Source organism: Streptomyces sp. NPDC050287 (genome assembly GCF_044459385.1).
Classification (GTDB): Bacteria; Actinomycetota; Actinomycetes; order Streptomycetales; family Streptomycetaceae; genus Streptomyces.
The window spans coordinates 25,904-51,250 of record NZ_JBITIY010000025.1 but is presented as its reverse complement, the minus strand read 5'-3'; the positions used below and the strand labels follow the sequence as shown (position 1 = coordinate 51,250).

General features: G+C 69.9%; 24 protein-coding genes. 15 read left to right on the top strand and 9 right to left on the bottom strand.

Annotated elements, in window-relative coordinates:
* The first annotated feature begins 165 nt into the window (after positions 1-165).
* The 14 genes from ACIBK3_RS44955 to ACIBK3_RS44890 all read left to right on the top strand — a co-directional run bounded on the left by ACIBK3_RS44955 (position 166) and on the right by ACIBK3_RS44890 (position 15,525).
* Positions 166-1,020 carry an ABC transporter ATP-binding protein gene (locus ACIBK3_RS44955; protein WP_399374322.1) on the top strand — a complete coding sequence of 285 codons (855 nt, stop codon included), beginning with the start codon at positions 166-168 and terminating at the stop codon, positions 1,018-1,020.
* Entirely contained in the window at positions 1,017-1,835 is an 819-nt protein-coding gene (locus tag ACIBK3_RS44950) for an ABC transporter ATP-binding protein (protein WP_399374321.1), read from the top strand. The genes ACIBK3_RS44955 and ACIBK3_RS44950 overlap by 4 nt, the downstream gene beginning before the upstream one ends.
* Complete coding sequence (locus ACIBK3_RS44945; RefSeq protein ID WP_399374320.1) at positions 1,835-2,725, top strand: branched-chain amino acid ABC transporter permease; 891 nt, start codon at positions 1,835-1,837, stop codon at positions 2,723-2,725. The genes ACIBK3_RS44950 and ACIBK3_RS44945 overlap by 1 nt, the downstream gene beginning before the upstream one ends.
* A complete protein-coding gene (locus tag ACIBK3_RS44940; RefSeq protein ID WP_399374318.1) occupies positions 2,718-3,815 on the top strand; it encodes a branched-chain amino acid ABC transporter permease in 1,098 nt (365 codons plus the stop codon). The genes ACIBK3_RS44945 and ACIBK3_RS44940 overlap by 8 nt, the downstream gene beginning before the upstream one ends.
* Before the next feature lie 109 nt (positions 3,816-3,924).
* Positions 3,925-5,166, top strand: coding sequence for an ABC transporter substrate-binding protein (locus ACIBK3_RS44935; protein ID WP_399374316.1), 1,242 nt, complete (start codon positions 3,925-3,927; stop codon positions 5,164-5,166).
* A 107-nt stretch (positions 5,167-5,273) separates the two neighbouring features.
* A complete protein-coding gene (locus ACIBK3_RS44930; RefSeq protein WP_399374314.1) occupies positions 5,274-5,951 on the top strand; it encodes a TetR/AcrR family transcriptional regulator in 678 nt (225 codons plus the stop codon).
* 207 nt (positions 5,952-6,158) lie between these two features.
* Positions 6,159-6,923: an SDR family NAD(P)-dependent oxidoreductase gene (locus ACIBK3_RS44925; protein WP_399374313.1), complete on the top strand. Its 765-nt coding sequence runs from the start codon at positions 6,159-6,161 to the stop codon at positions 6,921-6,923.
* Between the two features lie 64 nt (positions 6,924-6,987).
* The gene (locus tag ACIBK3_RS44920; protein WP_399374312.1) at positions 6,988-7,752 is read left to right on the top strand and encodes a crotonase/enoyl-CoA hydratase family protein; all 765 of its coding nucleotides are present in this window, start codon (positions 6,988-6,990) and stop codon (positions 7,750-7,752) included.
* A 7-nt stretch (positions 7,753-7,759) separates the two neighbouring features.
* Positions 7,760-8,950, top strand: a complete 1,191-nt coding sequence (locus ACIBK3_RS44915) for a CaiB/BaiF CoA transferase family protein (RefSeq protein WP_399374311.1) — start codon at positions 7,760-7,762, stop codon at positions 8,948-8,950.
* A 64-nt stretch (positions 8,951-9,014) separates the two neighbouring features.
* Positions 9,015-10,778, top strand: a complete 1,764-nt coding sequence (locus tag ACIBK3_RS44910) for a class I adenylate-forming enzyme family protein (RefSeq protein WP_399374309.1) — start codon at positions 9,015-9,017, stop codon at positions 10,776-10,778.
* Position 10,779: 1 nt separating this feature from the next.
* On the top strand, positions 10,780-11,949 hold the full coding sequence (locus ACIBK3_RS44905; protein ID WP_399374307.1) for a thiolase family protein: 1,170 nt from the start codon (positions 10,780-10,782) through the stop codon (positions 11,947-11,949).
* 125 nt (positions 11,950-12,074) lie between these two features.
* Positions 12,075-13,220 carry an acyl-CoA dehydrogenase family protein gene (locus ACIBK3_RS44900; protein WP_399374305.1) on the top strand — a complete coding sequence of 382 codons (1,146 nt, stop codon included), beginning with the start codon at positions 12,075-12,077 and terminating at the stop codon, positions 13,218-13,220.
* Positions 13,221-13,327: 107 nt separating this feature from the next.
* Positions 13,328-14,236 carry an enoyl-CoA hydratase/isomerase family protein gene (locus ACIBK3_RS44895; RefSeq protein WP_399374304.1) on the top strand — a complete coding sequence of 303 codons (909 nt, stop codon included), beginning with the start codon at positions 13,328-13,330 and terminating at the stop codon, positions 14,234-14,236.
* 17 nt (positions 14,237-14,253) lie between these two features.
* Entirely contained in the window at positions 14,254-15,525 is a 1,272-nt protein-coding gene (locus tag ACIBK3_RS44890) for a CaiB/BaiF CoA transferase family protein (protein WP_399374341.1), read from the top strand.
* 527 nt (positions 15,526-16,052) lie between these two features.
* Here ACIBK3_RS44890 and ACIBK3_RS44885 read toward each other — a convergent pair.
* The 7 genes from ACIBK3_RS44885 to ACIBK3_RS44855 all read right to left on the bottom strand — a co-directional run bounded on the left by ACIBK3_RS44885 (position 16,053) and on the right by ACIBK3_RS44855 (position 23,304).
* Entirely contained in the window at positions 16,053-16,202 is a 150-nt protein-coding gene (locus ACIBK3_RS44885) for a hypothetical protein (protein WP_399374303.1), read from the bottom strand.
* 211 nt (positions 16,203-16,413) lie between these two features.
* Complete coding sequence (gene aspA, locus ACIBK3_RS44880) at positions 16,414-17,823, bottom strand: aspartate ammonia-lyase (RefSeq protein ID WP_399374302.1); 1,410 nt, start codon at positions 17,821-17,823, stop codon at positions 16,414-16,416.
* Between the two features lie 91 nt (positions 17,824-17,914).
* Positions 17,915-19,198: an NAD(P)/FAD-dependent oxidoreductase gene (locus tag ACIBK3_RS44875; RefSeq protein WP_399374301.1), complete on the bottom strand. Its 1,284-nt coding sequence runs from the start codon at positions 19,196-19,198 to the stop codon at positions 17,915-17,917.
* A gap of 49 nt (positions 19,199-19,247) precedes the next feature.
* Positions 19,248-19,913, bottom strand: a complete 666-nt coding sequence (locus ACIBK3_RS44870; protein WP_399374281.1) for a haloacid dehalogenase type II — start codon at positions 19,911-19,913, stop codon at positions 19,248-19,250.
* 45 nt (positions 19,914-19,958) lie between these two features.
* On the bottom strand, positions 19,959-20,897 hold the full coding sequence (locus ACIBK3_RS44865; protein ID WP_399374300.1) for an aldo/keto reductase: 939 nt from the start codon (positions 20,895-20,897) through the stop codon (positions 19,959-19,961).
* Entirely contained in the window at positions 20,894-22,354 is a 1,461-nt protein-coding gene (locus ACIBK3_RS44860; protein WP_399374299.1) for an aldehyde dehydrogenase family protein, read from the bottom strand. Before ACIBK3_RS44860 ends, ACIBK3_RS44865 begins: the two co-directional genes overlap by 4 nt.
* Complete coding sequence (locus ACIBK3_RS44855) at positions 22,351-23,304, bottom strand: succinylglutamate desuccinylase/aspartoacylase family protein (RefSeq protein WP_399374298.1); 954 nt, start codon at positions 23,302-23,304, stop codon at positions 22,351-22,353. Before ACIBK3_RS44855 ends, ACIBK3_RS44860 begins: the two co-directional genes overlap by 4 nt.
* Before the next feature lie 62 nt (positions 23,305-23,366).
* On the opposite strand from ACIBK3_RS44855, the gene ACIBK3_RS44850 reads away from it, so the two are divergent.
* The gene (locus ACIBK3_RS44850) at positions 23,367-23,570 is read left to right on the top strand and encodes a hypothetical protein (protein ID WP_399374297.1); all 204 of its coding nucleotides are present in this window, start codon (positions 23,367-23,369) and stop codon (positions 23,568-23,570) included.
* Between the two features lie 56 nt (positions 23,571-23,626).
* Here ACIBK3_RS44850 and ACIBK3_RS44845 read toward each other — a convergent pair whose 3' ends face one another.
* Positions 23,627-24,394 (bottom strand): amino acid ABC transporter ATP-binding protein, encoded by a 768-nt coding sequence (locus ACIBK3_RS44845; RefSeq protein WP_399374296.1) that lies wholly within the window; start codon positions 24,392-24,394, stop codon positions 23,627-23,629.
* Positions 24,391-25,347, bottom strand: a complete 957-nt coding sequence (locus ACIBK3_RS44840; protein ID WP_399374294.1) for an amino acid ABC transporter permease — start codon at positions 25,345-25,347, stop codon at positions 24,391-24,393. Before ACIBK3_RS44840 ends, ACIBK3_RS44845 begins: the two co-directional genes overlap by 4 nt.

Genomic DNA, 25,347 nt, shown 5'->3' with positions numbered 1-25,347 from the left:
TTATCGAACGATCGTTTAACAGCGTACCGGTCCCGCTGTCCAGGCGGAACCGTGCGATCTCGTAACCCTTCACTCAGTGCCGCTACAAGGGATCATGTGCAGGGACCTTGACCGAGTGACGTGGCTCACCCTACGTTCGCGCTGGCCTTAACGAACGATCGATGAATGACGCGTGGCGTCGCTTCAGGGCGGCAAGGGAGGGCCGAAGTGCTCGAAATCGATGGACTCGTCGTCCGGTACGGCGCTCGCGCACCCGTTCTGCGGGGAGTGTCCCTGGACGTCGGCGGCAGCGGCGTCGTCGCGCTCCTCGGCAGCAACGGCGCCGGCAAGACGACGCTCATGCGCGCCGTCTCCGGCACGCTCGGCCTGTACGGCGGCGGGGTCACCGAAGGCTCCGTCCGGTTCCGTGGCGAACGGATCACCGGCGCGGACACCGCCCGTACCGTGGCGCACGGGCTCGTGCAGGTACCGGAAGGACGGCACATCTTCGCCGGTCTGACGGTGGAGGAAAACCTGAACGTCGGTGCGCTCACCGTGCGGTCGTCGGCGGTCCGTGAGCGCACACGCCGTCGGATGTACGAACTCTTCCCGCGGCTCGCCGAGCGGCGACGCGCCCGTGGCGGGACGCTGTCCGGCGGCGAGCAGCAAATGCTCGCCATCGCCCGGGCGTTGATGGCGCAGCCGAGACTCCTGCTTCTCGACGAGCCGTCACTCGGCCTCGCGCCGCGGCTGGTGCATCTCGTGGGCGAGACCATCCGCGAGATCAGCCGGGAAGGGGTCCCCGTCCTGCTGGTGGAGCAGAACGCGGCGATGGCGCTGTCGGTCGCCGACTCGGCCTGTGTGCTCGACCTCGGCCGGGTCGTGCTGAGCGGACCGACGGACGAACTGGCGCAGAGCGACGATGTGCGCCGCCTCTACCTGGGCGCGGACGCGGACGCCGGCCAGGGCGCCGGAGGATCCGCACCGCGGCCCGGGCCCGGAACCGGAGAAGTGCCGACGCTGAGCAGGTGGTCCGGATGACGACGACTCAAACGCAAACGGCACCGGAACTGCGTGTCGAGGACGTGAGCGTGGTGTTCAGCGGTCTGCGCGCGCTTGACGGTGTGTCATTCACCGTGCGGCCCGGCACGATCCATGCCGTCATCGGTCCCAACGGTGCCGGGAAGACGACGCTGCTCAATGCGCTGTCGGGGATCTACCGTGTCGCCTCGGGCCGCATCATGGTGGACGGTCAGGAGGTGACGGGCCTGCGTCCGGACCGGGTGGCACGCAGGGGAGTCGCCCGCACCTTCCAGAACATCGTCGTGTCGCCGGTCGAGTCCACACTCGACAACCTCATGGTCGGCCGGCATCGGCTGACCCGGTCCGGCATCGCCGCGACCGCACTGGGACTGGGCCGCGGTGAACAGCGTGTCCACGAAGCGCGGGTGCGCGACATAGCGGAGTTCGCCGGCTTGTCCGGTGTTCTTCACCGCCCGGCGGCGAGCCTCGCCTACGGGGACCTCAAGCGCCTGGAGTTCGCCCGGGCCCTGTGCCTGGAGCCGCGGGTGCTCATCCTCGACGAACCGGTCGCCGGGATGAACACCGCCGAGAGCGCGGAACTCGCCCGCCTGGTCTCCGCGGCACGTGACGCGCTCGGACTGACCGTGGTGTTCGTCGAGCACGACATGGGAGTGGTCATGTCGATCGCCGACCGCATCACCGTCCTCGACTTCGGCAAGGTCGTCGCGGACGGCACGCCGGAACACGTAAGGCAGCATCCGGAAGTGATCAGCGCCTATCTGGGCGCGCCCATGGAATCCGGAAACGACCAGGTGGCGGAGAGGTTGTCGTGATGACCCGCGGAGTCGAAATCCTGCTGAACGGTATGTCTTTGGGGTTGTTGTACGCCCTGATCGCCCTGGGCTTCGTCACCGTCTTCAAGGCGACCCGCACGGTGAACTTCGCGCACGCCTCGTTCGTGCTCTTCGGCGTGTGGGTGGTGGCGCAGACCAGCCCGCACATCGGCTTCGCGGCCGCCGTGGCGCTCGGCCTGGTCGCGGCCGGGACGCTGGGGCTGGTGGTGGAGCGACTGCTGCTGTCCCGGGTCGACGGCCGCAAGCATGACGCGCTGGCGATCCTCACCATCGGGGTCAACGTGGTGCTCACCGCGGAACTGAGCTGGCGCATCGGGGAGAGCGTGCTGCCACTCGGCGCTCCCTGGGACGGACACGTGGTCCACTTCGGCTCAGTGGTACTGCCCTTGTCCGTGATCATCACGATCGTCACCGTGCCGCTGCTGATCGCCACTCTCGCCGCGGTCCTCCGCCACACCGGCTGGGGCCTGGCCATGCGCGCCTCGATCGAGGACCGGGAGGGCGCGGCGCTCGCCGGTGTCCGGCTGAAGCGGGTCTCGGCAGGTGCCTGGATCGCGGCCGGCATCCTCGCCGTCGCGGCCGGCGTCGGTCTCGCGTCGTTCCCCAGCCCCGGCGTGGCCGTGAGTACCGGGACCGCGGCCGTCAAGGCGCTGCCCGCCGCGATCATCGGTGGCCTCGACTCGCTCGGAGGGGCGATCGTGGGCGGTCTGGTCATCGGCGTCGCCGAGGTGACCGTCGCCGAGTACCAGGACGCGCTCTCCTTCCTCGGGCGAGGGCTCGGGGACGTCGTGGCCTACGTGATCATGATCTGCATTCTGCTGTGGCGGCCCTCGGGCCTGTTCGGCGCGAAGGAGGTCAGCCGTGCCTGAGACGTCCCGGCTTCCTGGGGGAGGGCGTGTGCCGGCCCTGTGCGCGCTGACCGCCGCCCTGGTGGTCCTCCTGGCACTGCCCCTGTATGTCTCCGCGTTCTGGCTGAACATGGGCCTGTTCGCGATGGCGGCCGCGGTCGGCGCGATCGGCCTCACCATCCTGCTCGGCGCGGCGGGACAGTTGTCCCTGGGACACGCCTTCTTCGTCGCCGTCGGCACATACGGCTATGCCTTCCTGGCCGGAGAAGGCGGCGGCGGGGTGTCCGGTCTCGGCCTCCCCCCGCTTCTCGCCGCGGTCCTGGCCGTCCTGCTGGCGGGCGTCTGCGGCCTGCTGTTCAGCCCGGTCTCCAGCCGCCTGCGCGGCATCTACCTGGGCATCGCCTCCCTGGGCCTGGTGTTCCTCGGCCACCATCTGCTGCAGAACATGAAGCCGGTGACCGGCGGCTTCGAGGGCCGGACCGTCGTGCCGATGTCGATCGGCGGGTTCTCCTTCTCCGACCGGGCGGACGTCACCGTCCTGGGCGTTCCGTTCGGTGCCGCCGAGAGCCAGTGGTACCTGTTCCTCGTCGTCACCGTCGGGGCGGCGCTGCTCGGCCGCAACGTCCTGCGCGGCCGGCCCGGCAGGGCGCTGAGGCTCATGAGGGACAGCGAGATCGGCGCGAACGCCATGGGCGTCGACGTACGACGCACCAAGGCAGCCGTCTTCGTACTGTCGTCGATGTATGCCGGCGCCGCCGGTGTACTCACGGCACTGGCCTTCCAGCGCACCGTCCCCGACTACTTCAGCCTCAACCTGTCGGTCAACTATCTGGTGATGGTCATCCTGGGCGGCCTCGGATCCGTGGGTGGGGCGATCGCCGGTGCGGTCTTCGTCGTGACGCTGCCCCTGCTGTTCTCCCGGTACGCGGATTCCCTGCCGTTCGTCACCGGAGCCGGCGGGCAGGGACTGGACGCGTCGACAGCGGCACAGTTCGTGTACGGCGCGGTCGTCATCGTGGCCGTGATCGTCCAGCCGGGCGGTCTGGCGGCGCTGGCCGGCGCCGTTCGACCGCTACGAAGCCGTCGCCCGGCCGCGGCCGCCACCCCCTGAACCCCCGATCCGCAAGCGTCCGTCGCCTCAGACCTCCAGACCCGCCCCCCACCTTGCCGGACGTGTGCTGTCAGCCACCTCATCCGCTTCCCAGCGAGGAGACACACCGATGCACAAATCGCGCACAGTCGGCCTGGCGGCCACGGCCCTGGCCTTCACGCTGGCGGTTGCCGGCTGCTCCACCAAGGCCGAAACGGCCGGGACCGCCGCCGCGCCCGGGGTCAGTGACTCCACCATCAAGCTCGGGGTGCTGATGGACCTGTCGGGCCCGTTCGCGGGCACCGGCAAGACGATCCTCGACGCGAGCAACGTCGCCGTGAAGGAGATCAACGCGGCAGGCGGTGTCTGCGACCGGAAGCTGGCACTCGTGACCCGCGACCACGGCTACGACCCGCAGAAGGCCGTCGCCGCGTACGACGAGATGGATCCGCAGGTCCTCGGCTATCTGAACATCCTCGGCACACCGGTCGTCACGGCGTTGCGGGACAAGATGGAGGCGAAGGACGAACTCGCCGGCCTGACCACGTTCGCGTCGACCCTCCTCGGGGACGAGCACCTGATCGTCCTGGGCGCCACGTACGACATCCAGACGATCAACGGCCTGGACTGGCTCGTGAGGAAGGGCGAACTGCGCGGCGGCGATTTGGTCGGGCACATCTACCTCCAGGGAGAGATCGGCGAGAACAGCCTGCGGGGCAGCAAGTTCGCCGCGGGGAAGCTGGGGTTGAAGGTCGTCGGCCGGCAGATCGACCCCACCGCGACCGACTTCACCAGCCAGGTCAACGCGCTCAAGTCGGCTAAGGTCAAGGCGATCCTGGTCGACTCGACGCCCAAGCAGGCGGCTTCGGTGGCGGCAGTGGCGCAGGCGGCCGGCATGGAGGTGCCGATCATGGGCGGGGTGTCGACCTTCGCCACCAGCCTGCTCACGACGTCTGCGGCGCCCGCGCTCATCGAGCACTACACGAGGCTCTCCGGGCTGGGCGCCCTCGGCGCGGACACCGCCTCCGCCCGCAAGCTGGCCGCTGCCTGGAAGGACCAGTACGGCAAGGCACCGGAGGCCAGCAGCGGAGTCGTCCATGCCTACGCCATGACCAAGCTGTACGCCGAGATCCTCGGCAAGAGCTGCGATGACCTCACCCGCCCGGGCGTGCTCAAGGCCCGTAGTGCTGTCACCGACTTCAAGCTGCCCGGCCTGCTCCCGCCTCAGGACTTCTCCGATCCCGCTGAGCCCAGTTCGCGCGAGGCCCAGGTGCTGGGTGTGGACAAGGGTGTCTTCGCCGGAGTCGAACCACTCGGTGACTTCTTCGCATCCGACCTGGCGAAGGAGTACAAAGTTCCGTCGGCCGGATGACACGGGGGACTGTGCCCGGCGGGCCGGCGGTGGCGGTGCGCCGGCCCTCGGCTCCGCATGGCAGGGGGCGGCTGTCGATCGTTCGTTCGTTCTGGGAGGCTGGGGCCATGGATACGACGAGCGGTAAAGCGGCGGGCAAGAGCGGTAAAGCGGCGGGCAAGAGCGGCAAGGCGACGGACAACGGCACCTCCGGCCCCCGGGGAAACGGCCGGGACGCCATCATGGACGCCGCACGAGACGTCTTCGCGGAGCGCGGCTACTTCGGCGCCTCCATCCGGGACATCGCCAAGCGGGCCGACATGAGTCTGTCCGCCCTCTATTACTACTACTCCGGCAAGGCGGAGCTCTTCCACGCCCTGATCGAGGACTCGCTGAACGACTATTTCCGTCACTGCGAGAAGGAACTGGCCCAAGCCGGTGACGACCCCGCCGCGCGGCTGGCCGCCCTGGTCAGAGTGACGGTCGACTACCGGGTACGGCGGCAGGTCGAAAGTCTGCTGACCCTCCAGGAACTCCGTTACCTCGAACCCGAGTACCGCAACCCCATCATCGAAAGACGGCACGCCGTATCGGGACTCTTCCAGAAGGCCATGGACGACGGCATGGCCGCCGGAGTCTTCCGGACCCCGCACCCGGACGACGCCCGCCGGGCGATCATGGCGATGTGCAACGCCGTCGCCCAGTGGTACGACCCGTCCGGCGACCTCGGGACCGCGGAGCTGTGCGACCGGTACGTGCGGCTGGCGTTCGCCATGGTCGGGCACGGCGAGGCGCCGGCCAGGTAGGCCGCCCCCACTTTTCGTCGCGGTCATTGACAGTGGGTCAGGCGGCGGCCTAACTTAACGATCGTTCGACAAGTTACCTTCCATTTTCTCTCCATCGGCTGCGGTCCCGACCGCAACGGCCGTGGCCCGGCGCACGACGGCAGTCGCCGAGCCTTCGCGGTGCCGGCGGCGGCAGATCCGACACCGACTCGACCGACTGGAGTGTCCATGCAGACCAGCGGAATATCCGCAGTGGTGACCGGCGGCGCGTCGGGGCTCGGCCTGGCGACGGCACGGCGGCTTCTCAAGGCCGGCGCCCGCGTCACCGTCGCGGACCTGCCCTCCTCGGACGGCGACCGCGCCGTCCGCGACCTCGGCCCCGAGGCCGTCTTCGTCCCCGCCGACGTGACGAGCACCGAGGACATGACCGCCGTCCTCGACACCGCCGAGCGGACAGGAGCCCTGCGCGCTGTCGTCCACTGCGCGGGCCGCGGCGGTCCGCTCCGCGTGGTCGACAAGGACGGCACCGCCGGTGACCTCGACCATTTCCGCGCCGTGGTCGACGTCAACCTGATCGGCACCTTCAACGTGCTCCGGCTCGCCGCCGCCCGCATGGCCCGCAACGAACCACTCGACGGCGACCGCGGAGTGGTTGTCATGACGGCGTCGGTCGCGGCATTCGAGGGGCAGATCGGACAGGCCCCGTACGCGGCGTCGAAAGCCGGAGTGGCCGGCCTCACCGTGTGTGCGGCCCGGGATCTGGCGAGCAAGAGCATCCGGGTCGTCACCATCGCGCCCGGCCTGTTCGACACGCCGATGCTCGGCAGGAGGCCGAAGGAGAAGCTCGACGCGCTCGCTGCCGCGGTGCCGCACCCCCCGCGCCTCGGCGCGGCGGACGAGTACGCACAACTTGCCCTGCACATCATCGACAACCCGATGCTCAACGGAGAGACCATCCGCCTCGACGGCGCGATCCGCCTGGCCCCGCGCTGAAGGCCGGCGCTCAACCGTTACTCCCCAACCGCGACCCTCGCTTGGCCACCGTAAAGGAGCTGCCGTGGCAGACGAAGTACTGGTCGAGTACGGCGACGGCATCGCCGTCATCACCATCAACCGGCCCGAGTCCCGCAACGCGGTCACCCGAGCCGTCGCGGAGGCGATCGCGTCCGCGCTGGACGAGTTGGACGAGCGTGACGACCTCGCGGTCGGCATCATCACCGGCGCGGGCGGCACCTTCTGCGCGGGCATGGACCTCAAGGCGTTCCTGCGGGGCGAGCGCCCCCACGTGCAGGGGCGCGGTTTCGCCGGCCTCACCGAGACCCCGCCGCGCAAGCCGCTGATCGCCGCCGTCGAGGGCTACGCCGTTGCGGGCGGATGCGAGATCGCCCTCGCGAGTGATCTGGTCGTCGCCGCCGAGGACGCCAAGTTCGGGCTGCCCGAGGTCAAGCGCGGTCTGGTGGCGGTGGCCGGGGGACTGCTGCGGCTGCCGGGCCGGGTCCCGTACCAGATCGCGATGGAACTCGCTCTCACCGGCGACCCCCTCACCGCGGCACGGGCTCACCACTTCGGACTGGTCAACCGGCTCACTCCGCCCGGCGGCGCGCTGAAGGAGGCGAGGCTGCTGGCCTCCGCCATCGCCGCCAACGGTCCGCTCGCCGTACGGGTCAGCAAACGTATCCTCGTGGAGTCTCCCGGCTGGCCACGCGACGAGCTGTTCGGCCGTCAGAAGCCGATCACCGAGCTGGTGTTCAACTCGGAAGACGCTCGGGAAGGCGCCTCGGCCTTCACCGAGAAGCGTGCTCCCGTCTGGCGAGGCCGGTGAGCGGCCGGTGAACGAAGAACAAGACCCCAAACGTGCGAACGGCGCCGTACCCGATGCGGCCCCGGGGCCGCTCACCGGAGTGCGGGTCATCGAGCTGGGAGGCATAGGGCCGGGGCCGTTCTGTGCGATGCTCCTCGCCGACGCCGGTGCGGACGTGATCCGTGTCGAGCGCCCGTCGGACGTGGCCGGCAAACCCGATCCCGTCCTGCACCGGGGCCGGCGCTCGGCCGCCATCGACCTCAAGCACCCGGAAGGCGTCGGCGCCGTCCTCGACCTGGTGGCGGATGCCGATGTCCTTCTGGAGGGCTTCCGGCCGGGGGTGGCCGAACGGCTCGGCGTGGGCCCCGGCCCGTGCCAGGACCGCAACCCGCGCCTGGTCTACGGACGGATGACGGGATTCGGGCAGGACGGGCCGCTCGCGCCGCGGGCCGGGCACGACATCAACTACATCGCCCTGTCGGGGGCCCTGGGGGCCATCGGAGAGGCCGACGGTCCGCCGGTCCCGCCGCTGAACCTGCTCGGCGACTTCGGCGGCGGTGGCGCGCTGCTCGCCTTCGGTGTGCTGTGCGCGGTCGTGCAGGCACGCGCCACCGGGAAGGGCCAGGTCGTGGACGCCGCCATGGTGGACGGGTCGGCTCAGCTGCTGGCCATGATCTACGGCCGTCTGCACCAGGGGCGGTGGACCGACAGCAGGGGCGTCAACTACCTGGACGGCACAGCCCCGTTCTACGGCGTCTACCGCTGCCGCGACGGCGAGTACGTCGCGGTCGGCGCGATCGAGGCGCCCTTCTTCGCCACCCTCCTGGAACGGCTCGGCCTGGTCGCGGACGCCGACTTCGCCGAGCAGTGGGACCGTTCCCGCTGGCCGGTCATGCGGCGGCGCCTGGCGGAGGTCTTCGCCGCCCGGACCCGCGACGACTGGGCCGCCGTGTTCGCCGACGCCGACGCGTGTGTCACCCCCGTGCTGTCGCTGGTGGAGGCACCGCGCCATCCTCACAACGCCGCACGCGGCACCTTCCTCACCGACGCCACGGGAGTCCTCCAGCCCGCCCCGGCTCCCCGGTTCGGCTCCTCCACCCCTCGCCGGCACGTCCGGCCGGCCCCCCTTCCGGGCGAGCACACAGCGCAGGTCCTCGCCGAGACGGGCCGGGACCCCGAGCAGATCAAGAAGCTTTTCGACGCGGAGGTCGTGCGATGAGCCGCCGTACGGCGCGAAAGCCCTGCATGACAGGCCGCCGGCCGACGCGTGAAGGGAGCGGCACATGACCGACTATTGGCCCGCGGGACTGCCTCGCCGCCTCGACTACCCCGATGTCCCGCTCGGCGCGGTGCTCGCCGGCTCGGCCCGCCGCTACCGCGACCGGGCGGCCATACGCGACGGTGACCAGGTTCTCACCTTCACCGGTCTGTACGAACAGGCTGCCGCGTTCGCACGCGGCCTCAGGGCGCGCGGCATACGGCAGGGTGACGTGGTCGCCCTGCACCTGCCGAACACCCTGTGGTTCGCCGTCGCCTACTACGGCATCACACTCGCCGGCGCGACAGTCTGCCCGGCCAACCCCGCCCAGCCGGCCAGGGCCCTGCGCGCCCAGCTCGCCGACTGCTCCGCGGTGGCTGTGGTGACCCATCCGGAGCCGGCACCGGTGCTGGCCGAGGCGATCGACGGGCTGCCGGTCCGGCTGGTCGTCATCGTGCCGCCCAGCGCATCGGCCCCGGCCGAGAGGCCGGACGACCGCGCAAAGCTGTTCGGGAAGGTGGGCACCGCCCTGGCGGACCTCGTCGCGGGCCATAGCACCCACCCGCCAGAGGTGCTGGTCCCCACCGACTCCGTCGCCCAGTACGGGTACACCGGCGGAACCACCGGAGCACCCAAGGGAGTGCGCATACTGCACCGCAACATCGTCGCCAACACCATCCAGGTCGCCTGCTGGCGCTCCGGGGCGCTCCCCGGGCTCGACAGCGAAGGCGGTGTGGTGCTGAACCCCTTGGAGACCTCCGGCGACTACGCCCTGGCACCGGGTACCTACGCCACGCTGTGCATCTCGCCCTTGTTCCACGCCCTTGGCCTGATCAGCCTCAACTTCTTCCTCCTGTGCGGCGCCACCACCATCCTGAGCGGCCGCTTCCATGCGGAGTCGTACCTGGAGCAGGTGGAACGGCACCGGATCGCGTACATCCCGGGCGCCCCGGCGCTCTATCACGCCCTGCTGGCGACACCGGGCATCCGCACGCGGGACCTCAGCTCGGTCAAGGCCGTGGTGTCGGGTGGCGCCCCCATAGACACGCACTCGTTGGAGCAGCTGACAGAGGTCTTCCCCAACGCCGCCGTCATCGAGGGTTACGGCCTGACGGAGGCGACGGCAACCGTGTCCAGCGGCCCGATCGCGAAGGCCGGGCTGCGCAAGCCGGGCAGCCAGGGACTTCCCCTGTTCGACACCGAGCTGGAGATCAGGGACCCGTTGGATCCCGGCCGGAAGGTGCCGCGGGGCGAGCGCGGCGAGATCTGGGTGCGCGGCCCTCAGGTGGCCTCGGGATACCTCGGCCGCCCGGACGAGACCGCCGCGCAGTTCGTCGACGGCTGGCTGTGCACCGGCGACACCGGCCACCTCGACGCGGACGGCTTCCTGTACGTGTCCGGCAGGTCGAAGGACATGCTCATCTACAAGGGCTACAACGTGTACCCGCGCGAGCTGGAGGACATCCTCGGCGGACACCCGGCAGTGCTCCAGGCGTCGGTCGTCGGGAAGGCGGTGCCTGCCGTCGGCGAGGTCCCCGTCGCCTTCGTGGTCCCCGCCGCCGAGCCGGGCGCGATGGCCGAGGAGCTGATGGAGTACGTCGCGGAGCGCGTGACGCCGTACAAGCGGATCAGAGAGGTCCGTTTCGTCGACGAACTTCCCCTGTCCGCGGCCGGAAAGGTGCTGAAAACCGAGCTCCGCCGCCTGGCCCGGACGACTCGGGACCCGGGCGAACCCCCCTCGGGCACACAGGAATCCGGCGCGCCGGACAGCGCGGAAAGGCAGGTCTGACATGCGTGACGCGGTCATCGTGGACGCCGTCCGTACCCCCATGGGCAAGCGGAACGGCTCGCTCAGCGGTATTCACCCGGTAGACCTGTCCGCCGTGGTGCTGCGGGCCCTTGCCGAACGCAACGGCCTGGACCCGGCGTTGGTCGAGGACGTGCTGTGGGGCTGCGTCTCACAGATCGGAGAGCAGGGCGGCTGCGTCGGCCGCTACGCCGTCCTGGCCGCCGGATGGCCGGAGGAGGTGCCGGGCGTCACCATCGACCGGCAGTGCGGATCCTCGCAGCAGGCGGCGCAGTTCGCGGCCGCCGGAGTGATGAGCGGCCAGTACGACGTCGTGGTCGCGGGCGGCGTGGAGTCGATGAGCCGCGTTCCGCTGGGCTCCGGCCGCGAGCGGGGCCCCGGCGAACCCTTCGGCCCGGCCGTACGGGCACGGTACGGCGTCTCACGGTTCAACCAGGGGCTGGGCGCGGAGGAGATCGCGCGGCGCTGGCGGCTGAGCCGGGAGCAACTCGACGCGCACAGCCTCCGGTCGCACGCCAACGCGGCGGCCGCGATCGACGAGGGGCGGTTCAAGTCCCAGATCGTGCCGGTGGACGTGACGGACGAGAACGGTTCCATACGCACCGTCGACACGGACGAGGGAGTACGGCGCGGCGGCACGCCCGCCACGATGGCGGGTCTGAAGCCCGCGTTCACCGAGGACGGCGTGGTCACGGCCGGCAACTCCTCGCAGATATCGGACGGTGCGTCGGCGCTGCTGGTCATGAGCGGCGAGAAGGCGCGTGAACTCGGTCTGCGCCCGATCGCCCGCTTCCACTCCTTCGCCGTTGTCGGAGTCGACCCCGTGACGATGCTGACCGGCCCCATCCCGGCCACCGAGAAGGTCCTCAAGCGCGCCGGTCTGGGCATCGAGGACATCGGAGCCTTCGAGATCAACGAGGCGTTCGCGAGTGTGACCTGCGCCTGGCTGGCCGAGACCGGCGCCGATCCGGACCGGCTCAATCCCGACGGCGGCGCCATCGCGCTGGGCCATCCCCTGGGAGCCTCCGGCGCCCGGCTGACCACGACGCTGCTCCACCACATGCGAGCCACCGGCACCCGCTACGGCCTGCAGTCGATGTGCGAGGGCGGCGGCATGGCGAACGCCACCGTCCTGGAACTCCTTCCCCGCTGAGCCGGAGCAGCCGGTTAGCCCGAGCCGCCGGAGCCCGGAGCCCGGAGCGGCCAAGCGGCCCAAGCAGCCCGAGCCCTGGGGCCCGCATCGACAAGGCGCCCACAATCGAGGAGTGCGAAAAGCCAATGGAACCAGACGAGTTCGACGCCGTTCTGGCGGCCGTGCGGGCCTTCGTGCGCGAGAAGGTCGTCCCGCGCGAGAACGAGATCGAGGAGAAGGACGAGATCCCGGCGGATCTCCGTGAGAAGGCCGCGGCCATGGGCCTGTTCGGCTACGCGCTGCCCCAGGAGTACGGCGGGCTGGGCTTCTCCATGACGGAGGACGTACGCCTCTCCCTGGAGATCGGCTACACCACGCCCGCGTTCCGTTCGATGTTCAGCATCAACAACGGGGTCGCCGGCCAGCTCCTGGCGAGTACCGGCACCGAGGAGCAGAAGCGGCGCTATCTGCCGCGGATGGCCGCCGGGGAGTTGATCGCGGCGTTCACGCTCACGGAGGCGGAGGCGGGCTCGGACCCCAGCGGTATCAGGACCCGTGCCGTACGCGACGGGGGCGGCTACATCCTGAACGGCAGCAAGCGGTTCATCACCAATGCCCCGCTCGCCGGTGTCTTCATGGTGTTCGCCCGCACCGGGCCGCAGAGCACGGGCGCCGAGGGGATCTCCGTCTTCGCCGTCGACGCGGACAGCCCCGGCGTCACCGTGGGACCGAGGGACCACAAGATGGGCCAGTCGGGGGCCTTGAGCGCGGAGGTCTTCTTCGACGACGTACGCCTTCCGGCGAGTGCCCTCGTCGGAGAACGCGAGGAAGAGGGGTTCCGCACCGCCATGCGGTCGCTGGCGAGGGGACGTCTGAGCGTCGCGGCGATGTGTGTGGGGCTGGCCGGGCGCATCCTGGACGAAAGCGTCGCGCACGCCTCGGTCACCCGGCAGGGCGGACGTCCCATCGGCGAGTTCCAGCTCGTCCAGGCCATGCTCGCCGAGTCGCACGCCGAGATGTACGCGGCCCGCGCCATGGTGCTGGAGGCGGCCCGCGCGTACGACTCGGGCGAGGACCGCAGGCTGGCGCCGTCCTCCACGAAACTGTTCTGCAGCGAGATGGTGGGCCGGGTGGCCGACCGTGCCGTCCAGATACACGGGGGCACGGGATACATGCGCCACGTTCCCGTCGAGCGCTTCTACCGGGACGTGCGACTCTTCCGCATCTACGAGGGGACGAGCGAGATCCAGAAGCTCATCGTGGGCAGGCAGTTGCTGCGGGAGCACGCGTGACGGGCGGCGCGGGCGGCTCCATGAGTGAGGCGCGTGAGACCACCGGGCCGTACGGGGAAGGCGACCGGCCGTCGCGATGCGGTCGTGGGCCGGCAGCGGGGACCGCCATGAGCGAGCGGATTCCAGGCGTGGCCGTGCTCGTGGAGGACGACGGGCCGGTAGAGGTGCTGACGCCCCATCAGCCCGGTCGCCACAACGCCCTCGACCCGACCGGCGGCCAGGAACTCCTCACCGCACTGCGGGACGCGTCGCGCGACGAGCGGTTCTGGGCAGTGGTGCCGACCGGCGCGAGAGGCAGCTCCTGCGCGGGCGGCGACATCCGCTCCATGACACCGGTTCCGGAGGAGTCCGCCGCGCGGACGGAGGTGGTCGCGGGCATCGTAGGGGCGATCGTCCGGGGCCCCGAGCCGGTGCTCGTGGCGGTCGAGGGTGTCGCCTTCGGGCTCGGCATGTCGCTCGCGGCGGCTTGCGGCCACGTGGTGGCGGCCCGTGACGCCCGGTTCGGCTGCGCCTTCGCCAGGATCGGGCTGATCCCGGACGCCGGACCGCTCTGGTCGCTGCCGGCGCGGGTCGGGCCGGGCACGGCGAAGCGCCCGCTGCGGTTCGCCGACGTGCTGGACTCGGATGAGTGCGGGCGCTCGCGGTCTGGCCGACGTCCTCTGCGTGCCCGGATCCGCACGGCAGGAAGCGGTACGGCTGGGCCGGGCGGCTCGCCGAAGGAGCTCCGTTCTCCATCGAGCAGAGCAAGCGGATCCTGGCGTTCCGGCCCGCGGAACTCGACGCCGTACTCGCCCAGGAGGTACGGGCACAGCCGCAACTGCCGGCCGGCGCGGACTTCGCCGAGGGCAGCAGCGCGTTCTTGGCCGGCCGCGCTGCGCGGTTCACCGGACCTGCCACGACGGGGCGGGCATGCGGTGGGCGGCGCGGGCCACAGCACCGACACGCCCGGCACAGCAGGTACGACAAGGTCGAGGAGAAACCTATGGCGAGGCCCGGCTTTCCTCCCCGGACCCTGAAGGGTGATCGGATGAACGTGGCAGACACCGAGCGGGCGGAATGCTCCGACCCGGGACCAACCGCTGGTGACGCGGCCAAGTCGGCCGGGCCACTGGCGGGCATCACGGTGGTGTCCCTGGAACAGGCGGTGGCGGCTCCCCTCTGCACCCGCACCCTCGGTGACTTCGGGGCCCGGGTGATCAAGGTGGAGAACCCGGAAGGCGGTGACTTCGCCCGGCATTACGACGACGTGGTGGGCGGCATGGCGGCGCACTTCGTGTGGGTCAACCGGGGCAAGGAGTCCATCACGCTGAACCTGAAGGATCCGTCCGGGATGGCGGTACTGCACCGGTTGCTCGACCGCGCCGATGTGATGGTCTCCAACCTTGCTCCCGGTGCCACGGCGAGGCTCGGTATCGCGCCCGCCGACCTGGCCGTCAGCCACCCGGAACTCATCGCCGTGGAGATCGACGGTTACGGGCCGGGAGGCCCGCTGTCCCACAAGCGTGCTTACGATCTGCTGGCCCAGGCGGAGTCGGGCGCATGCGCGACGACGGGCCTTCCCGGTGCGCCGGCCAAGGCCGGTCCGCCGATGGCCGACGTGTGCACGGGCCTGTATGCCGCGTTGTCGGTTCTGGCGCTGCTCTGCGGCAGGGAGCGTGGCCATGGCCGCGGCCTCACCGCGGTCGCGGTGAGTCTGTTCGACACGATGACGGAGCTGATGGGGTATCCGCTCACCTACACGCTGCACACGGGTGTGGACCAGCAGCCGGTCGGCATGGGCTCGCCCGCGGTCGCGCCGTACGGTGCCTACCGCACAGCGGATGGCCAGACAGTCGTCCTGGGCACGACGAACGACCGCGAATGGCAGCGATTCGCGCGTGACGTTCTCGGCCGGCCCGACCTGGCCGACGACGAACGCTTTCGTACCACCTCCGGCCGGGCCGGGCACCGTGAGTTCCTGGACGCGGAGATCGCCGACTGGTGCGCGCGCCATGACCTGACGCAGGTGCAGAGCGACGCGGATGCCGCAGGGATCGGGAATGCCCGGTTCAACACACCGAGCGAGGTCATAGCCCATCCGCATCTGAGGGCCCGCGACCGGTGGCGCCGGATCGACACACCTCACGGTCAGGTGCCCGCTCTGCTTCCCCCTCCGGTCATCGCCGGCTACGAGCCACCGATGGGTGGGATCCCCGCACTCGGTCAGCACACCGATGCCCTGCTCAGCGAACTCGGCGTCACCGAGGACGACATCGCCGTGCTGCGCGCACAAGGTGCGGTGGCCCCGGCCCCGGCCCCCCGTTGAGGTGCCGGATCCATGCCCCGACGGCGCCATCGGCATGACCCTCGGCGGCCGGGGCAGGCGCGGCGCCGAACCGGGGTCCCGACTCACCACATGACGAAGGCCCCGTCCGGGTTGGTCCGGGCGGGGCGTTCCGGCATATCGCCGCGACCATGGCCTACGTCCGGCCCTCTCTCACCTTCGTCGAGGACGCCTGGCGCCGCGCCACCCTTGTCACGACCAGCGGTAGGTGAGGCTTGCGTCGGCTGTTCGAGGGCCTCTGACCTGCCGGCGCCCCTACTGGAGCCGGACAGCTTTCTGGTGCTTCTGACCTGCTCTGACCTGGTGCCACCTGCGATGACGCACCGGCCCTCTTCCTGCTGCCTGGCTCGGTCCGCACTGTGCCGCGCGGGTCACGAGATCGTCACAGTGCTGGAGGGGTCGGCCACAGACGCGCCGTCGGGGATGTCGGCGACCCCTCGGCGGCGTTCGCGCGGACCTTGTCCATGAGAGGGAGGGCCTTTCTGTCGTGTCTGTCGTGCGCGGTCGCCTCAGGCGTCCGCGCGCAGGGCGTCAGAGATCGACCTGACGCACACCGTCGACCCTCCCGACTCGGGGGCCAGCGGCATCAGGTGCTTCATGACCGGGAACGCGCTCAGTAGGTTGCTGTGGAGCACGTCGCGTGCGTCGTCGTAGGTCATCTCCGCGAGTGGGCCGGACGCCTTGGGAGGCGACCGCCTGACAGATCCCGCTCGACGCTCCGGTGATCACGGCGTTGACGTCCTGCAGTCTCATATGCGTCCTCGTCGGTCGCGGGCGGTCCTTGCCTCGAGAAAGGGGGCACCCGTTCCTATCGTTGTGCGGGCACGGCGATGCCCGGGGCGGGCCGGATCCGGGCCGGTGCCGGTGGCGTCAGGCCAGTACCTGACCACTTCCGGCCACAACCTCCGGGCGGAGCAGGTCAGTGAGGGTCTCGGCGGGCAACAGGCCCTTCTCCAGGACCAGTTCGGCCACACCGCGGCCGGTGGCGAGGGCTTCCTTGGCGATGTCGGTGGCCGCCGTGTACCCGATGTGCGGGTTGAGGGCGGTGACCAGACCGATGGAGTTCTCCACCGACTTTCGCAGCGCCTCGGCGTTGGCGGTGATGCCGTCAACGCAGCGCTCGGCCAGGATCAGGCAGGCGTTGCGCAGGTGCGTGATGCTCTCCGACAGGGAGTGCAGGATGATCGGCTCGAAGGCGTTGAGCTGGAGCTGTCCGGCCTCGGCGGCCATGGTGATGGTGACGTCGTTGCCGATCACCTCGAAGGCGACCTGGTTGACGACCTCGGGGATCACCGGATTGACCTTGCCCGGCATGATGCTCGAACCGGCCTGCACCGGCGGCAGGTTGATCTCGCCGAGGCCCGCGCGCGGCCCCGAGGACAGCAGGCGCAAGTCGTTGCAGCTCTTGGAGAGCTTGACGGCGATCCTTTTGAGGACGCCGGACATCTGCACGAACGCCCCGCAGTCCTGGGTGGCTTCGACCAGGTTGGCGGCGGTGACCAGCTGGAGACCGGTGATCTCGGAGAGATGACGGCGGGCCGACTCCGCATAGCCCGCAGGGGCGTTGAGCCCGGTGCCGATCGCCGTGGCACCCAGATTGATCTCATGGATCAACTCGACAGCCTCGGCAAGACGGGACCGGTCCTCCTCGATCATGACGGCGTACGCGGAAAACTCCTGCCCCAGCGTCATCGGCACCGCGTCCTGCAACTGCGTACGGCCCATCTTCAGCACGTCACGGAACTCGACAGCCTTGCGGGCGAAGGCGTCCTGAAGGACAGCCATCGCCTTGAGCAGCCCGCACACCGCGAGCACCGTCGCGATCTTGACGGCGGTCGGGTAGACGTCGTTCGTCGACTGACCGAGGTTGACGTCCTCGTTGGGGTGCAGATATCGGTACTCGCCCTTGGCGTGGCCCAGCAGCTCCAACGCCCGGTTCGCGATCACCTCGTTGGCGTTCATGTTCGTCGAGGTGCCGGCGCCGCCCTGGATCACGTCGACGACAAACTGGCCGTGCAGTTCGCCGGAGCGGATCTCCCGGCACGCGGCGACGATCGCGTCGGCCTTCTTCGCCTCCAGCAGCCCAAGTTCCTCGTTCGCGAGGGCGGCGGCCTCCTTGACGGCGGCGAGGGCGTCGATCAGGTGCGGGTAGGCGGAGATCGGGGTGCCGGTGATCGGGAAGTTCTCGGTCGCGCGCAGGGTGTGAACACCCCAGTACGCCCCGACGGGAACATCCCGGTCACCAAGAAGATCGTGCTCACTGCGGGTGACGGCGGTCATGGGTGTACGGCCTTCTTTCAGGGGGCGTCGCGGGGGCCTCCCGCACCGCTGTGCGAAAGGCCCCCGTGGTGTCACCGGTGTCGGTACCTGCTCAGAACAGGCGATCCTTCGCCTTGTAGTAGGCGCCGCCGAACGGCAGGAACCAGGCCGTGCCGTTGTAGAAGGGGACGGGCACCTTCGGGAAGCCGAAGCCGCGCATCGGGTTGGCCTCGGGGTTGCCGTCCATCATCTCGGCGACCGCACGGCCCATGTAGGTGGCCATCTGGACACCGTGGCCGCAGTAACCCATGGAGTAGTACAGGCCGTCGACCTCGCCCGCGTGCGGGATGCGGTCCCAGGACATGCCGACCATGCCGCCCCACACGTAGTCGATCCGCACCCCCGCGAGCTGCGGGAAGATCTCGGTCATCTCCCGCTTGAGGATGTCACCGCTCTTGGCGTCGGAGGCCGGGTTGGAGGGGGCGAAGCGGGCCCGGCCGCCGAACGCCAGGCGGTTGTCCGGGGTGAGGCGGACGTAGTGGCCGACGTTCTTGTGGGCGACCAGCAGGCGGCCGTTCGGGATGAGCTCCTTGGCGCGTGCCTCGCCCAGCGGCTCGGTGACGATGATGAAGCTGCCGACGTTGATCAGCCGCTTGCGGAACCACGGCATCGACTTGTCGGTGTAGGCGTCCGTCGCCGCCATGACCTGCTTGGCGCGGATGGTGCCGTGCAGCGTCTCGACCAGGAAGCCGCCGCCTGGGAGGCGGGTGAGGCCGGTGGCGGCGTTGCGTTCGTGGATCTCGGCGCCGGCACGTTCGGCGGCGTCCGCCAGGCCGCCGACGAACTTGCCGACGTGCAGGCCCGCGCTGAGCGGGTCGAGCAGAGCGCCGTGGTAGTAGTCGGAGCCGAGCTCGGCCCGCAGTTCGCTCCTGCTCAGGACGACCGTCTCGTGGCCGAAGTTCTCGGCCAGGTCGTGCTGTTTGGCGCGCAGGCCATCGAAGTGCTGGGGCTTGCAGACCAGGCCGAGGCGGCCGGAGCGGTTGAAGTCGCAGTCGATCTGTTCCTTCTGCGTGAGGTCCTCGACGACGTCGACGGCCTCGCGGAAGGCGTCGTACAGCTCGCGGGCGCGCTCCTGCCCGTAGCGCTTGCGGGCCTCGGCGGGGTTGATGGTGATGCCCTGGGTACACATGCTGCCGTTGCGCCCGGAGGCGCCCGAGCCCACCTTGTCCTTCTCGACCAGGACGGTCCGGGCTCCCTTGCGGGCGGTGTGGTAGGCGGTGGACAGGCCGGTGAGGCCGCCGCCGATGACCACCACGTCCGCCTCGTCGGGCAGGTCCTTTCCGGAACGGTCGGGCAGGGCGGGGGCTGTGTCCAGCCAGTAGGGGATCTGCTTCATGGCGTGCGTCCTCTGTGCTCTCAGTCCTGTGTCGCCGGTGCGCCGTCGGTCAGCAGCCGAGGAGTTTCGGCAGGCCCGACAGGTCGGGCAGCTCGTCGTAGGGCTGGTAGTCGGCGCTGCCGGGGCGGCCGTAGCGGTTGATCCACACCCGGCGCTTCAGGCCGAGGTCGCGGGTGGGGATGTGGTCGTACTCCCAGCCCTGCGCGGTGTGGATGACCTGCGAGGGCTCGACGCCCATGGTCTTGAAGGCGTGCTCGAAGGTCTGACGGTCCGGCTTGTAGGCGCCGGCCTGCTGGGCGGTGATGACGTAGTCGAAGTCGACGCCGATGTTCTCCACGTTCCGCGCGATCAGGTTGTCGTCGCTGTTGGAGATGATGGCGATCTCGTACCTGGTCTTCAGGGCGCGCAGCGCGTCCGGGACCTCCGGGAAGGGGCCGAAGGTGGGGACGGCCTCCACGAGGGCGTCGCCGTCGGACTCGCGGTACTCCAGGCCGTGCAGGCGCATGGCGTTGCGCAGGCTGGAGTGCAGGATCTCGTGGTAGGGGCGGTAGGCCTCCAGGACGGCCTGGAAGCGCATGACGCGGAAGTCGTCGAGGAACTCGTCGACGTCCAGGTTGTCCAGGTTCAGCCGGTCCTCGAGGACCTTGAGGGTCGTGGGGCCGAGCTCGAAGTTGATCAGGGTTGCATAGGCGTCGAAGGTGACGATCTCTCGCATGGTGTTCAGCCTCAGTCTCGCGGTTTCCAGAGAGGGGTGGGGACTTCAGACGACGCGTTCGCCGGGGGCGACGATCGCGTCCAGGGCGGCCAGGTCGGCCGCGCCGGGGATCCAGTCGGCTGCCGCCGCGTTGGCGGTGACCTGTTCGGGGTTCATGGCGCCGCAGAGGACAGAGCCGACCGCCGGGAGCGCGGCCAGTCCGCCCACGGCGACCTGGAGGAGGGTCAGGCCGCGTTTCGCGCCGAATGCGGTGAGCGCCTCGGTCTTGTCGAGGGCCTCGTCGGTGAGCCAGCCCTGCCGCCAGGACAGACGGCTGCCGGGCGGGGGCTGCTCGCCGTGCCGGTACTTGCCGCTGAGCAGGCCGTTGGCCAGGGGATAGTAGGGCAGCAGGCCGACGCCGTGGCGCAGACAGGCCGGGATCAGGTCTTGCTCCACACTGCGGTCGAGCAGGTGGTAGGGGGCCTGGGTGGAGACGAAGGCGTCGGTGAGGTGCTCGGCCGGGAGATTGGAGCAGCCGATGTACCGGATCTTGCCCTGGTCGACGAGTTCGCGCAGGGCGGCGAGTGTGTCCTGCAGTGGCGTGATGCCGTCCGGTCCGTGGTACTGGTACAGGTCGATCCGGTCAGTGCCGAGTCGGCGCAGCGATGCCTCCGCCGCGTACCGGATGTAGGCGCGGGATCCGCGCGGACCGTACAGGTCGGCGTCCCGGCTCATCTCCATGCCGAACTTGGTGGCGAGCACGATGTCGTCGCGGTGGCACTTGAGGGCTGCCCCCAGCAGGCGTTCGCCGTCGCCGCGCGAGCCACCCCGCTCACCGGACCCGCCGTACATGTCGGCAGTGTCGAACAGGGTGATCCCGGCGTCGAGGGCGGCGTGGACGACGGCCTTCGTTCCGTCCTCGTCGAGACGACTGCCGAAGTTGTTGCCGCCCACGCCGACGACCGAGACGGCCGGGCCGCGCGCTCCGAGCGTGCGGTATCTCATGACCGGTTGCCGAACCCGATGCAGACGTTCTTGGTCTGCAGGTAGCTGGACAGGCCTTCGAGACCCTTCTCCCGGCCCCAGCCGCTGTGCTTGTAGCCGCCGAAGGGAAGCTCGACGCCGGTGCCGACGCCGGTGGCGTTGACGAAGACCTGGCCGGCCCGGATGCCCTCGGCCATGCGCATCGCCTTGTCGATGTCGCGGGTCCACACATAGGAGGCGAGGCCGTACGGGCTGTCGTTGGCGATCTCCAGCGCCTGGTCCGCGTCGTCGAACTCGATGACCGTGACGACGGGACCGAAGATCTCCTCGCGGGCGCAACGGGCCTGGTTGTCCACCCCGGTCAGGACGGTCGGCTCGACGTAGTAGCCGTCGGCCAGCTCAGGGTCCGAGGGGGCGCCTCCGCCGGCCCGTGCCACGGCGCCCTCCTGCCGCGCCAGCTCCAGGTAGCCGAGGACCCGGTCCCGCTGCCGTGCGGCGACCAGCGGTCCGACGTCCGGATCGGTGAGACCCGGGCCTACGCGTAGGGACGCGGCGTGCGCGACGAGCTTGTCCAGGAACTCTTCGGCGCCGCGCTGGAGCAGCAGCCGGGTGCCGGCCGAGCAGGTCTGCCCCGCGTTGCCGAACACGGAGGCGGCGACCGCGCCGAGTGCCAGGTCGAAGTCGGCGTCGGCGAAGACGACGACCGGTGACTTGCCGCCCAGTTCCGTGACAGAGGGCACCACGTTGGCGGCGGCGGCCTGGGCGACCTTGATACCGGTGGGCACCGAACCGGTGAAGGTGACCTGGTCGATGCCTGGGTGGCCGGCCAGGGCCGCGCCGGTCTCGCCGTCACCGGGGACCACGTTGAGAACGCCCGGCGGAAGACCGCACTCCAGGGCGATCCGGCCGATCTCCAGCGGGGTGAGCGGCGCCTCGGGTGACGGCTTGAGGACCACCGTGCAGCCCGCGGCCAGCGCCGGGGCGGAGCCTCTCGCGGTGTTCTGCAGCGGGTAGTTGAAGGGGATGATGTGGCCGGAGACGCCGATCGGCTCGCGGACGGTGTAGTCGATCAGGCCGGGGCCGAGCGGGATCGTCGAACCGCCGAGCTTGTCGGCGACGCCCGCGTAGAACTCGAAGTAGCGGGCGGCCGCCTCGACATCGGCCTTCGCCTGGCGGAGCGGCTTGCCGACGTCCTGGCTCTCCAAGCGGGCCAGTCTGTCGCCCTGGCAGCGGATGGCCCCGGCGATCCGGTACAGGATGCGGCCCCGGTCGGCGGCACGCATCCCGGCCCACTCAGGAGTGGTGAAGGCCGCGCGCGCCGCGGCCACTGCCTGATCCACGTCCGCCTTGCCGGCCAGCGCCACCTGGGCGATGGCCGTCCCGTTCGACGGGTCGAGGACGGTGAAGGTGCGGCCGTCGGCGGCCGGGACCTGCTTGCCGTCGATCAGCAGCTCGGTCAGCTGCAGTTCGCCGCTCATGGCCGGATCTCCCCGAGCACCTCGCCGAAGATGACGACCTCGTCGCCGGGACGGACCGTGCGGATCCGGCGGACCCAGAGCACGATGCCGTCCTGCGGGGCCGACACCTCTTCCAGGGTGTTGCCGTAGTGGTCGGTGATGGTGGCGATCAGGTCGCCTTCCTTGCAGGTCTCTCCCGGCTCGGCGCGGGCGACGAAGAAGCCGCCGGCGGCGGAGCGGGCGAAGGTGCCGGAGACGGTCGTGTAGGTGTCACGCAGCTGTGCCTCGCCGTCGGTGATTCCGAGTCGGCGCAGGATGTTGCGGATCGAGTTCATGTGGTGCTCGACGTTGGTCTCGCGGTAGGTGGCGCCGCCGCACTCGATGGTGATGGCGGGCTTGCCGGCTTCGAGGACGGGGTGGCGGACCGTGCCGCCCCACTTGCCGCCCTTCCAGACCAGCTCGTGTCCGGCGGCCAGCGCCAGGTCCGTCGCCAGGTCCTCGTAGCCGCCTTGGAGGATGACCAGCGGGGCGATCTCGCCGTAGGCGCCGCCGGTGTGCAGGTCGACCACGGCGTCGACGGCCGGGACGACCTGCTCGACGAAGGTGGCGGCCAGGCGCTGCGAGTACGAGCCCTCCGCGTCGCCCGGGAAGATGCGGTTGAGGTTGAGGTGGTCGATGCCGCTCGCGCGGGCGGCCGCCTCGAAGGCAGGGGTGTTCATGCAGGGGATGCCGACGACGGTGCCGCGCAGGGTGGCCGTGTCGAGCTCGGCGAGGACGCGTCGGATGGCCTCCTGGCCGTCGTACTCGTCGCCGTGCACGCCCGCGTCCACACACAGGACCGGGCCGTCCTGGGCGCCGTTGACGACGATCAGCGGAATGCCGAGCTCCACGCCGTAGCTGCTGGTGCCGACCGGGATCAGGCCCTGGGCGCGCTCGCCCGGGGCGACGGTCAACGAACCGATGGAATACATGGGGATCCTTTCCAAAAGGGGATCAGATGCGGGCCGCCGACGCCTCGGCGAGGACGCCTGCGATGTCCGAGTACGGCGCGGTCGCCGATCAGCGGCGGCGCGATCTGGACCAGCAGCGGGGTCAGGAGCTTGACCAGCGTGTTGTTCTGGCCGATCCGCTCTGTTCGAGGTTGCCGGGCCGGTGGCGGGTGAGTCTGACGTGCGTGAGCCGGCCGGCCGTCGGGGTGGTCGGTGGTGAAGCCTTGGAAGGGGGGGTCTTGGCCTGAGCAAAAGCTGGGCCGGGCATGTTGTCGGTTCCGTTGCCGTAGGCGTGTGCCGCTGTCTAGAGCACTTTTTCGAGGAATGCCTGGGTTCGTTTCTCGCGTGGGTTGGCCAGTAGTTCGCGGGCGCCGCCGCGTTCGACTGCGATGCCGTCGTCCATGAACAGCACTTCGTCGGCGACTTCGCGGGCGAAGGCCATTTCGTGGGTGACGACCAGCATGGTCATGCCGTTGCCGGCGAGGTCGCGCATGACGGCGAGTACTTCGCCGACGCGTTCGGGGTCCAGGGCGCTGGTGGGTTCGTCGAACAGCATGATGGTGGGTTCCATGGCGAGGGCGCGGGCGATGGCCACGCGTTGCTGCTGCCCGCCGGACAGTTGGGCGGGGTACTTGTGGCCGCATCCGTCGAGGCCGACCTTGGCCAGCAGTTCTCGTGCCTGCTCGAGGCTGGCTGCGCGGTTTTTCTTCTGCACCAGTACCGGTCCGGACATGATGTTGCTTTCGGCGGTCATGTTGGGGAACAGGTTGAACTGCTGGAAGACCATGCCGATGCGGGCGCGCTGCTCGGCCAGTCGTTTGGGGCGGACGGCGTGGTAGGCGTGGTCCTTCTCGACGTAGCCGAAGTCCTCTCCGTTGACCTTGAGGACGCCGCGGTCGGCGGTCTCCAGGCCGTTGATACAGCGCAGCAGTGTGGATTTGCCGGATCCGCTGGGCCCGATGATGCAGGAGATCTCTCCGGCCGCGACGCTCAGGTCGATGTCACGCAGGACTTGGTGACGTCCGAAGCTCTTGCACAGCTTGCGTGCGACGATCGTTCCGTCGGCGTTCACAGCAGGGACTCCCTCGTGGTGGGAACGGGCTGGCCGGCCCCGGGCTCGGCCGCGGCGGCTGGGGTCAGCCGTGTCCGGGTCGAGCGGGAGAACCGGCGCTCGATCATGGACTGCGGCACGCTCAGCGCCAGCGTCATGATCAGGTACCAGAGGCTGGCCACGATCAGCAGGGGGATGGTCTGGTAGGTGCGGGCGTAGATGGCCTGTGCGCTTTGCAGCAGGTCGGCGACGCCGAGCACGCTCACCAGGGAGGTCTCCTTGAGCATGCCGATCACCTGGTTGCCGGTGGCCGGGATGATCGCGGGCATGGTCTGCGGGATGATCACGTGCCGGAGCTTGGTGAACCCCGACATGCCCAGTGACTCCGCGGCCTCGTGCTGTCCGCGGCTGACCGAGGCGAACCCGCCGCGGATGATCTCGGACATGTAGGCGGCCTGGTTCAGCGTCAGGCCCACGATGGCCGCGGTCATCGGGGTCATGATCGCGTTCACGTTCACCGGTGTGGAGATGTCGGTGAACGGGATACCGACCGACAGGTGCGGGTACAAGGCCGCGATGTTGAACCAGAAGATCAACTGCACGAGCACCGGGGTGCCGCGGAAGAAGGTGATGTAGAGCTGGGCGAGCCCGGAGATGGGTCGCTGGTGCGACATGCGCATCACGGCCAGCAGCAGCCCGAGCACGGTGGCCAGCGCCATGCTGGCCACCGTGAGAAGGAGCGTGACCAGCAGGCCGTTGAGGATGGTCTGGGTGGTGAAGTAGCTGAACACCACCGGCCAGCGATAGTTCTCGTTCGTCACCGCGGTCCACACCAGGCCGGTGACGATCGCGATCGCGACAAGCCAGGCCACGTAGTCGCGCGGACGTTTCGGCGTGATCCGCTTCTTTTCCTCGGCCAGCAGTGGTGGCACCGGTCGGCTCCTGGTCTTCGTACCGATCAGATCCGTGGGCAT

Coding starts and splice junctions, on each gene's coding strand:
- ACIBK3_RS44955 (WP_399374322.1), top strand. CDS start 166: ATGACGCGTGGCGTCGCTTCAGGGCGGCAAGGGAGGGCCGAAGTGCTC.
- ACIBK3_RS44950 (WP_399374321.1), top strand. CDS start 1,017: ATGACGACGACTCAAACGCAAACGGCACCGGAACTGCGTGTCGAGGAC.
- ACIBK3_RS44945 (WP_399374320.1), top strand. CDS start 1,835: ATGACCCGCGGAGTCGAAATCCTGCTGAACGGTATGTCTTTGGGGTTG.
- ACIBK3_RS44935 (WP_399374316.1), top strand. CDS start 3,925: ATGCACAAATCGCGCACAGTCGGCCTGGCGGCCACGGCCCTGGCCTTC.
- ACIBK3_RS44930 (WP_399374314.1), top strand. CDS start 5,274: ATGGATACGACGAGCGGTAAAGCGGCGGGCAAGAGCGGTAAAGCGGCG.
- ACIBK3_RS44925 (WP_399374313.1), top strand. CDS start 6,159: ATGCAGACCAGCGGAATATCCGCAGTGGTGACCGGCGGCGCGTCGGGG.
- ACIBK3_RS44910 (WP_399374309.1), top strand. CDS start 9,015: ATGACCGACTATTGGCCCGCGGGACTGCCTCGCCGCCTCGACTACCCC.
- ACIBK3_RS44905 (WP_399374307.1), top strand. CDS start 10,780: ATGCGTGACGCGGTCATCGTGGACGCCGTCCGTACCCCCATGGGCAAG.
- ACIBK3_RS44900 (WP_399374305.1), top strand. CDS start 12,075: ATGGAACCAGACGAGTTCGACGCCGTTCTGGCGGCCGTGCGGGCCTTC.
- ACIBK3_RS44895 (WP_399374304.1), top strand. CDS start 13,328: ATGAGCGAGCGGATTCCAGGCGTGGCCGTGCTCGTGGAGGACGACGGG.
- ACIBK3_RS44885 (WP_399374303.1), bottom strand. CDS start 16,202: ATGACCTACGACGACGCACGCGACGTGCTCCACAGCAACCTACTGAGC.
- aspA (WP_399374302.1), bottom strand. CDS start 17,823: ATGACCGCCGTCACCCGCAGTGAGCACGATCTTCTTGGTGACCGGGAT.
- ACIBK3_RS44875 (WP_399374301.1), bottom strand. CDS start 19,198: ATGAAGCAGATCCCCTACTGGCTGGACACAGCCCCCGCCCTGCCCGAC.
- ACIBK3_RS44870 (WP_399374281.1), bottom strand. CDS start 19,913: ATGCGAGAGATCGTCACCTTCGACGCCTATGCAACCCTGATCAACTTC.
- ACIBK3_RS44865 (WP_399374300.1), bottom strand. CDS start 20,897: ATGAGATACCGCACGCTCGGAGCGCGCGGCCCGGCCGTCTCGGTCGTC.
- ACIBK3_RS44860 (WP_399374299.1), bottom strand. CDS start 22,354: ATGAGCGGCGAACTGCAGCTGACCGAGCTGCTGATCGACGGCAAGCAG.
- ACIBK3_RS44855 (WP_399374298.1), bottom strand. CDS start 23,304: ATGTATTCCATCGGTTCGTTGACCGTCGCCCCGGGCGAGCGCGCCCAG.
- ACIBK3_RS44850 (WP_399374297.1), top strand. CDS start 23,367: ATGTCCGAGTACGGCGCGGTCGCCGATCAGCGGCGGCGCGATCTGGAC.
- ACIBK3_RS44840 (WP_399374294.1), bottom strand. CDS start 25,347: ATGCCCACGGATCTGATCGGTACGAAGACCAGGAGCCGACCGGTGCCA.